Genomic DNA, 6,885 nt, shown 5'->3' on the forward strand with positions numbered 1-6,885 from the left:
CTGCGGGGCTGGCAGGAGCGGGCGTTGCCATGACCGGTTATGCCGGCTCCGTGTTTAATAATCCCTCGGGGCTCGCTCCGATCCGGGCCTTGAGCCTTGAGATGACCCTGGCGCGGCTGCCGGACCGGTCGACCTACTTGATGGGAGCCGCAGCCGCCCGGGTAGGCCGGTTCAACGTGGGCGGCGGGTACCAATACCTCCGGTTGCCGACGGGCGGCCCGGTGTATGACAACTTTGCCGGCGTGGGTACCGGAGTGTATCGGCGGGGCGGGATCGCGCTCGGCACCAGCGCCAAGTATGTGTCGGTGGAAGATTCGGGCGGCGTGATTACCCGATCGGCCACGACGGACGTCGGGGCGACGGTGGCGCTTTTTGAGATTGCCGCGCTCGCGTTGTCGGTCCACAATCTCGGCGACTGGAACGTGTCGAACGGCGGCCTGGCCTTGCCTCGCTCCTGGCATCTCGGGTTTAGCTTCAACCTGCTCGACTCGTTCTCGAACGGGCGACTGATGACCACGATCGAGACGGTGTGGACCGAAGACCAGCGCCGGCGGACCGTGATGGGCCTCGAGGTGGGTGCGGTCGTGAAGGGGCTCGGTTTGGTGGCCAGGATCGGCCACGGGGGCCAACCGGGGGACGTGGCGGGCACCCTGTCCAAGACCACGTACGGCGGGAGCATCGTGGCCGGCGAGACCCGGTTCGACTACGCCTACCAGCGGCGAAGCCCGTTAGGCAATGGGGTTCATCTTTTCGGGGTCCGCTGGACGCCGTGACCAGGAAACGGTTTCTCATGGGTATTCTCGTGGCGGCGGTGGTTCTCTTTCTGGGGTACGGTACCGCCTACGTGGCCAGCGAGGATATCCGGTACCTGACGCGGGCCGGGATCGAACAGACCAGGATTCTGGAGCGGCGGAAGCCACTCGAGGCGATGGTGGCGGATTCCACGCTCCCGGCCGTTGACCGGGCCTATATCGGTCTGGTGATCGAGGTCCGGCGGAAGGCGGCGGCGCTCGGACTCGAGGCCGGTGAGACCTATACCACCTATACGGATGTGGGCCGCGACACCTTGCTGTTGAGTTTGACGGGGTCGCGGAAGGACTGCATTTGCCCCGTGACCTGGAAGTATCCGATCGTCGGCCGGGTGCCGTACAAGGGGTTCTTCGATCCGAAGATGGCCGAAGCGGCCGCCCAGAAGATCGCGGCCAAGGGCTATGACTATTCGCTCCGTCCGGCCTCCGCGTACTCGACGCTGGGCTGGTTCAACGACCCATTGTTGTCGACCGCCATGGTGCGTGATTCGGTGGAGCTTTCGGCGCTGGTGTTCCACGAGATCGCTCACAACACCCTCTATGTGAAAAGCGCCACGGCCTTCAACGAGAGTTTTGCCCAGTTGGTGGGTTACCGGGCGGCGGAGGCTTTCTTCCGGGCTCGGGGCGACAGCGCGTTGGCCGACCGGGCGCGGGGCCGCTGGGAAGACGAGATCGTGCTGGCGGAGTATTATCGGAAGTTGATCGACACCTTGACGGTCTTCTACAACTCCAAACCGATCGGCGATTCGCTCGAGGCCGGCCGGCGGACGATCGGCCAGTGGTCGAAGGGGTACTTGGAGATCACGATTGGGCCGCTGCTGAAAACCTACCGGGTCAGCCGACTGGCCGAGCGGCCGATCAACAACGCCCAGTTGGTGGGGGTTCTGCTCTATCGAACCCACCTCGAGTGGTTCGAGCAGTGGTTTGCCAAGCATGGGTCGGACATCGGTGCCAGCGTCGCGGCCCTCCGTGAGGTGATGAAGGGCGCCGAGGGTGACGGCGCGTTCGAGCGGTTGGAGGCCGCCATTCCATGAGAAGACTCGGAACCCTGGTCCTCGCGCTGGCAGCCGGCGGAGCGGTGCCCGGTGCGGCGCAGACCCAAACCGCCGTTGACGAGTACACCCGGTACGAGCTGCTCGATCCCGCCAGCGCTCAATTCAAGATCCGCTATGACGTGACGGCGGCGACCCCCGGGGCCCGCTACTTCTTCAACCCGATTCGAAAAGGCAGCGTAGCCACCGACGAGTCGGTCTTCGACCGGGCCACCGGTCAACCGCTCGCGTTCGAGGTCGTGCCGGGTTCGGCGGCGCGGGTCCAAGGATTCGGGGCCGCCGACCTCGAAACGGATTACATCCGGGTGACGCTCCCTCGCGCGGTACCAATCAATGGCGAAGTCCGGATCCTGATCGTCAAGACGTACCGGGATCCGAAGAGCTATTACGCGGCGGGCGACACGATCGTGTTCGCGCGGTCTCTCGGGATCAAGATGAATGCGGTGGTGCTGCCGGCGGGCTACGAGTTGGTGGGGCTCAACGTGCCCTCGCAGGTGTTGACGGAGCCTGACGGGCGGACCCTGATCAGCTTCATCAACGCGGGGCCCGATGCGGCCTCGTTGGTGGTGACGGGCCGGAGGTTGGCGCGATGACCAAACTTGTTGCGGTGCTGACGGTGGTGTGGATGGGCTCGTTGGGTGCCCAACCGCGGGCGGCCCGGCTCACCGAGCGGGCCACGGAGACCCGGGACATCGTCTACTTCCTCCAGCAGCCGGAGACCCATGCGTTCGATCTCTACCACGACTATACCGAGACCCGGGTGGGTGTCGACAAATATCTGAATGTCGTCCGGGCCGGAAGCGGGGTCTCGAATCCATCGGCCGTCATCCTCGATACCGGTACTCCGCTCGACACCCGGACGCTCAGAGGTGCCGCGATTACGGCCGCCGGCCTCGATATTGGGGAGCCGGTGCGGCCGACGACTGAAGTGGTGGTGATTTCGTTCCCAGCGGTTCAGCAAGATCAATCCACCCGGCTCCGGATTTCCGAGACCTATACCGATTCGGTCCGGTACCGGGTCGAAGCCGGCGAGTTGATCTGGGATCGGTCCTTCGGGCGGGCGTACAATGCCGTCGTGCTCCCGGCGGGGTGGTATCTGACCCACAGCAGCGTGCCGGCCACGGTGCGGCTGATCGAGGATGGCCGGGTCCGGCTCGATTTCGTGAACCCGAGGCTCGATGAGATCCAGGTGCTGATCGTGGCCCGGCGGCGAACGGGCAGATGACCCGCCCGTGAGTTCGTCGGCCCGGAGACTGCTTGGTGTCAAGATCGTCCACACGATCGCCTGGGCCTTTTTTGTCGCCTGCATCCTCGCGATACCGATCTGCGGCTGGATGGGCCAATACGGCCGCGCCGGCATCTTCACCGCCATCGTCGCGGGCGAGGTGCTCGTCTTGGCGTTGAACGGCTGGCGGTGCCCGCTCACGGCGGTGGCCGCCCGCTATACCGATGACCGGATCGACAACTTCGACATCTTCCTGCCCGTATGGTTGGCGCGGTACAACAAGGAAGTGTTCGGGACCCTGTTCGTGGGTGGGGTCCTGTTTACGGTCGCCAAGTGGTTTGGCTGGCTGAGGTAGGCGAAACCTCGCCCGAATCGGGCGCGTACGAGCGAGAACCTAAGAGAGGCGCTGCCATGGACCCCCTGCCATTTACCCTACGGGTTCGAGGGCATGATGTGATCGAGGGTCTCGACGCCTTCTCGATTTCCGTCAAGGTTGAGGGCATGGCTTCCTGGGCCGACGATACCGGGTTGACGCTGGAGTGGGCCGAAACCCAGCATATCGACGAAGTGTCGTTCACCCGGGTCAGCAGTGACGTCGTCTCGCAACCGCCACTCGCCATCGACATCGCGGTCGATGAACTGGCCGGCGCGGCCGTTCTGGGAGGGTGGTGGCGCCCCCGAGTGGAGTTCAAAGGCCGGTATCTCGACACGTTTACCCATGTGCCGGGATCGCAGCCCGGGCGGGTTGTCTTGTGGATTCAGCGGAGGGACCGCCACTTGGCGGGTCAGTTGGCCTTGGCGCTGACTCAGGCGATCAGGAGCGGTCCTTCGTTTCCCACTACCGACCCGCGGCTCGAGTTGGGATCGTGAGACATGGCTGATCCGTCCCGTCGCCTCCAGTCTTTGGATCTCATTCGGGGCGCCGTGACACCGCCGGGGCTCGGCGCTACGGGCTCGCGCTGAGCATCCGAATGACCGAACTTGGCCCCAAGCTCGGCCACGGCGGGCGGATTCCAGGGTATCGGACGGATATGGGCTACTATCCCGACGGGGGCTTCTCGGTGGTGATCCAGATGAACACCGATCGCAAGCCAATGACCGATCGGATCGGCGACTACGCGGCGGTTTTGGCTCGGCGAGAGGCGCTCCAGGTCCAGACGTCCGGTTTGTCACTCGAGTGACAAACTGGTAATGGTGCTTCTGGCCCGAGAGACGTGGCAAAGGAACTAAAGGTCCAGAGCTTTCTTGGCGGCGGTTCCGCCCGCCGCTAGGTTTCAGAACCGTGGTGCTCCCTCAATAATTCGGAGATAATGTGAGCCAGAACCAGTCCGATTCACCCACCAACGCCGCCGGCGAGATCGACCGCCGCACCTTCCTTCACGGGGCCGCCGCCGGCGCGGCCGCCGTGGCCCTGGGCGACCGGGCGGCCCTTGCCGCGACGACCCAGAACCCCGATCAAGCCCTCGTCGTGGGCCAGATCGCCAAGCAGCATGCTGCGTCGATCAAGATGCTGCAGGACTGGATTGCCCTCCCGTCGATCGCGGCCGAGAACCGGAACTATCCGGCGGGCGCGGAGTACATGGCCAAGCTCGCCCGCGAGGCGGGATTCCAGCACGTCGAGCTGGTGCCCACGGCTGGGAAGGCCGGGGTGTTCGCCACGCTCGACTCCGGCGCCAAGACATCGCTCGCCATCTACTTCATGTACGATGTCAAACAGTACGACCCGGCGGAGTGGAGTGCCCCGCCGCTCGAGGGACGGCTGGTCGACAAGCCCGGCCTCGGCAAAGTGATCATGGGGCGCGGCGCTACCAATACCAAGGGCCCGCAGATGGCGGTGCTGGCGGCGCTTCATGCGTTCAAGGCCGCGGGCAAGAAGCTCCCGGTCAATCTGGTGCTGGTGTGCGAAGGCGAAGAGGAGATCGCCTCGCCGAACTTCCGGGAGATCGTCTTCAAACCGCAGGTCGAGGCCGCGCTCCGGCAGTGTGTCGGGATCATCATTCCGCTTGGCAGTCAGTCGCCCGATGGGGCGGTGGAGGTGAATCTCGGCGCCAAGGGGGTGGTGGAACTCGAATTGGTGTCGAGCGGCGAGAAGTGGGGCCGGGGCCCGAAGCTCGACATCCATTCGTCGTACGCGGCGTCGATCGACAGTCCGGCGTGGCGCCTGGTTCAGGCCCTCAACACCCTGGTCAAATCCGACGGCCACACCCCGGCCGTCGAGGGCTTCTTCGACCTGGTCAAGCCGCTCAGCGCCCGGCAGAAGGCGATTCTCGAGGCCTCGATTCCGAAGCGGAACGAAGCCGGCTTGAAGAAGGCGCTCGGCGTGGCCCATTGGATCGGCGATGAATCGTTTCACGATTCTCAAGTTCGATTGGTGAGCCAGCCGACCATCAACATCGAGGGCTTGGTGGGCGGCTACACCGGTCCGGGCGGGAAGACGATCCTTCCGCATCGGGCCGTGGCCAAGATCGACATGCGACTGGTGCCGGACATGACGGCGTTAGGTACGCTCGCGCTGCTCAAGAAGCACCTCGCCAAGCATGGCTTCGGCGATGTCGAGGTCAACATGTCGGGCGGGTACGATCCCACTGAAACCGACCCCGAATCCACCCTGGTGAAGGCCATGGTGGCGACGTACCGGAAGTCCGGCGTGGAGCCGTTGCTGTGGCCCCGGCTCGCGGGCTCGTGGCCAGGGGTGACGTTCACCGGCGCGCCGCTCAAGCTCGCGGCCGGACAGTTCGGACTTGGGCACGGCGGCGGGGCCCATGCGCCGGACGAGTACTACGTCATCGAGGCCTCGAATCCCAAGGTGGCGGGGTGGGACGGGGCGGTCAAGTCGTACGTCGACTTCTTGTATTCGCTGGCCTAACGCGAGCTGCTGAGTGATTCGGATCAGTGCCGTTGCCCTGGTGGCTGCGCTTCTCACGGCGCCGCCGCCGAGCCGGTATCTATACGTGTGGACGGCATCGGCCGACAGTACCGCCCTGGACTACCTCGCGGTCTTCGACATCGAGCCCAAGGGCGACCGGTACGGCCACCCGAGCCAAGAACTCGAGCGGGTCCACCGCGATGGGGTTGCGGGCGCAGTAGCGGGCCAGCCGGAGGGCGAAGGCGCGATCGTCCTCGGGCACCCCGACGCCGGCGTGGACATGAAAGCCCGAGTGGGGCCACTGGAGCATGCCCGCGGCCTGGTCCTCCGCGAAGAGGCCGCGGCGCACGAAGAGCCGGAGTACCGCCCGCCGGAACGCTTCCGTCAGCCGGGCGGTGTCATGTCCCGGCCACCCCGGCCAGCGCACGAAGGTCCCGTCGGGCCGGAACCCGCCATCGGTGACAACCAAGTGGAGATGGGGATGCCAATTGGCGAGGGAGCCGTGGGTCTGGAGGCAGGCGATGATCCCGACCGACAGATCCGCCTCGCCGGTGGTGGCGCGGACCGCGGCGGTCACGGTCCGCGCGGCCACCCGGGCGAGATCGCCTACCAGGCTTCGGCGGAACAGGCTATACGCACGGAGCCGTTTGGGGATCGTCAGCACCACCTGCCGGTGGGGTCTTGGGGTTAAGAGGGCTTGTGTTTGGGTCGGGGGGCGCATCTGCGCAAGCAATTTGATAGCATTGTTGCCTTTGGTACCCTTCCCCTTCTTTTAGTGGTATCATGACGCAGATCCAGCAAGTCACCCCCTTTGCAGTGACGCGGGTCGGAAGCGGCTCGCCGTTGTTGCCCGTCGCCCTCCACCGAACGATCTTCCCGCCTTTCACCACCGCGATGAGTTTGTAATCCGGCCCTTGCTGGACGACATTGCTG

General features: G+C 65.2%; 9 protein-coding genes. 8 read left to right on the plus strand and 1 reads right to left on the minus strand.

Annotation, left to right across the window (positions count from 1 at the left end):
- The first annotated feature begins 29 nt into the window (after positions 1-29).
- The 8 genes from EXR94_09290 to EXR94_09325 all read left to right on the plus strand — a co-directional run bounded on the left by EXR94_09290 (position 30) and on the right by EXR94_09325 (position 5,952).
- Positions 30-773 (plus strand): hypothetical protein, encoded by a 744-nt coding sequence (locus tag EXR94_09290; protein MSR02911.1) that lies wholly within the window; start codon positions 30-32, stop codon positions 771-773.
- A 17-nt stretch (positions 774-790) separates the two neighbouring features.
- Positions 791-1,843, plus strand: a complete 1,053-nt coding sequence (locus tag EXR94_09295) for a hypothetical protein (protein MSR02912.1) — start codon at positions 791-793, stop codon at positions 1,841-1,843.
- On the plus strand, positions 1,840-2,454 hold the full coding sequence (locus EXR94_09300) for a hypothetical protein (protein ID MSR02913.1): 615 nt from the start codon (positions 1,840-1,842) through the stop codon (positions 2,452-2,454). Before EXR94_09295 ends, EXR94_09300 begins: the two co-directional genes overlap by 4 nt.
- Complete coding sequence (locus EXR94_09305) at positions 2,451-3,086, plus strand: hypothetical protein (GenBank protein MSR02914.1); 636 nt, start codon at positions 2,451-2,453, stop codon at positions 3,084-3,086. The genes EXR94_09300 and EXR94_09305 overlap by 4 nt, the downstream gene beginning before the upstream one ends.
- A gap of 7 nt (positions 3,087-3,093) precedes the next feature.
- On the plus strand, positions 3,094-3,441 hold the full coding sequence (locus EXR94_09310) for a hypothetical protein (GenBank protein ID MSR02915.1): 348 nt from the start codon (positions 3,094-3,096) through the stop codon (positions 3,439-3,441).
- A gap of 56 nt (positions 3,442-3,497) precedes the next feature.
- Positions 3,498-3,956, plus strand: coding sequence for a hypothetical protein (locus EXR94_09315; GenBank protein MSR02916.1), 459 nt, complete (start codon positions 3,498-3,500; stop codon positions 3,954-3,956).
- Between the two features lie 101 nt (positions 3,957-4,057).
- Positions 4,058-4,267, plus strand: coding sequence for a hypothetical protein (locus EXR94_09320; GenBank protein MSR02917.1), 210 nt, complete (start codon positions 4,058-4,060; stop codon positions 4,265-4,267).
- Positions 4,268-4,398: 131 nt separating this feature from the next.
- Positions 4,399-5,952, plus strand: coding sequence for a M20/M25/M40 family metallo-hydrolase (locus EXR94_09325; protein ID MSR02918.1), 1,554 nt, complete (start codon positions 4,399-4,401; stop codon positions 5,950-5,952).
- A 79-nt stretch (positions 5,953-6,031) separates the two neighbouring features.
- Here the strand turns inward: EXR94_09325 and EXR94_09330 are convergent, their stop codons facing one another.
- Positions 6,032-6,673 carry a hypothetical protein gene (locus tag EXR94_09330; protein ID MSR02919.1) on the minus strand — a complete coding sequence of 214 codons (642 nt, stop codon included), beginning with the start codon at positions 6,671-6,673 and terminating at the stop codon, positions 6,032-6,034.
- Positions 6,674-6,885: the final 212 nt, after the last annotated feature.

The organism is Gemmatimonadota bacterium, assembly GCA_009692115.1.
GTDB lineage: Bacteria > Gemmatimonadota > Gemmatimonadetes > Gemmatimonadales > GWC2-71-9 > SHZU01.

Excerpts from the sequence above, each read along its gene's own strand:
- EXR94_09290 (MSR02911.1), top strand. The coding sequence starts at position 30 with ATGACCGGTTATGCCGGCTCCGTGTTTAATAATCCCTCGGGGCTCGCT.
- EXR94_09295 (MSR02912.1), top strand. The coding sequence starts at position 791 with ATGGGTATTCTCGTGGCGGCGGTGGTTCTCTTTCTGGGGTACGGTACC.
- EXR94_09300 (MSR02913.1), top strand. The coding sequence starts at position 1,840 with ATGAGAAGACTCGGAACCCTGGTCCTCGCGCTGGCAGCCGGCGGAGCG.
- EXR94_09305 (MSR02914.1), top strand. The coding sequence starts at position 2,451 with ATGACCAAACTTGTTGCGGTGCTGACGGTGGTGTGGATGGGCTCGTTG.
- EXR94_09315 (MSR02916.1), top strand. The coding sequence starts at position 3,498 with ATGGACCCCCTGCCATTTACCCTACGGGTTCGAGGGCATGATGTGATC.
- EXR94_09320 (MSR02917.1), top strand. The coding sequence starts at position 4,058 with ATGACCGAACTTGGCCCCAAGCTCGGCCACGGCGGGCGGATTCCAGGG.
- EXR94_09330 (MSR02919.1), bottom strand. The coding sequence starts at position 6,673 with ATGCGCCCCCCGACCCAAACACAAGCCCTCTTAACCCCAAGACCCCAC.